3 tRNA genes and 1 rRNA gene are annotated in these 678 nt (G+C 47.5%); all 4 read left to right on the top strand.

The annotated features are described in order from the left end of the window. The first annotated feature begins 93 nt into the window (after nucleotides 1-93). The 4 genes from rrf to ABES03_RS19880 all read left to right on the top strand — a co-directional run bounded on the left by rrf (nucleotide 94) and on the right by ABES03_RS19880 (nucleotide 506). Nucleotides 94-210: ribosomal RNA gene (rrf, locus tag ABES03_RS19895) — 5S ribosomal RNA — on the top strand. 41 nt (nucleotides 211-251) lie between these two features. After that, nucleotides 252-326 (top strand) — tRNA-Glu (locus tag ABES03_RS19890). Nucleotides 327-330: 4 nt separating this feature from the next. Next, nucleotides 331-406 (top strand) — tRNA-Val (locus tag ABES03_RS19885). 27 nt (nucleotides 407-433) lie between these two features. Beyond that, nucleotides 434-506: transfer RNA gene (locus ABES03_RS19880), tRNA-Thr, on the top strand. Nucleotides 507-678: the final 172 nt, after the last annotated feature.

The following is a 678-nucleotide window of genomic DNA, read 5'->3' as shown; positions in this document are numbered from 1 at the left end:
AGGACTTAACCAAGTTTTAAGCGAACTCGTAATTTACAAACACTTCTTCTACATTATCTAGTTTTGAGAGAATGATCTCTCTAACAAAATAGGTCTGGTAGCTATGGCGAGAAGGTCACACCCGTTCCCATACCGAACACGGAAGTTAAGCTTCTCAGCGCCGATGGTAGTTGGGACGAAAGTCCCTGTGAGAGTAGGACGTTGCCAGGCCAGCCCCAATAGGGGCTATTATTTTTGTCAAAATTTCATCTGGCCCCTTGGTCAAGCGGTTAAGACACCGCCCTTTCACGGCGGTAACACGGGTTCGAATCCCGTAGGGGTCACCATTTTGGAGGATTAGCTCAGCTGGGAGAGCATCTGCCTTACAAGCAGAGGGTCGGCGGTTCGATCCCGTCATCCTCCACCATTTATATATTACTAACTTTAAACCTATGCCGGGGTAGCTCAATTGGTAGAGCAACTGACTTGTAATCAGTAGGTTGGGGGTTCAAGTCCTCTCGCCGGCACCTTTTTCGAGCCATTAGCTCAGTTGGTAGAGCACGTTCGAATAAGCTTCATTGAAACAGCATCAGGGCACACGCCGAGCTACTACTTGAATAAGCTTACTGAGGCGTGGGCATCCGTCTTAAATAAAAGATTAGTGAATCATCTCAATTCGAGAGCCATTAGCTCAGTTGG

Source organism: Neobacillus rhizosphaerae, assembly GCF_050477885.1.
GTDB lineage: Bacteria > Bacillota > Bacilli > Bacillales > Cytobacillaceae > Neobacillus > Neobacillus rhizosphaerae_A.
Note: the sequence above shows the minus strand (reverse complement) of the source record. Positions and strands in the feature narration are given on the sequence as shown.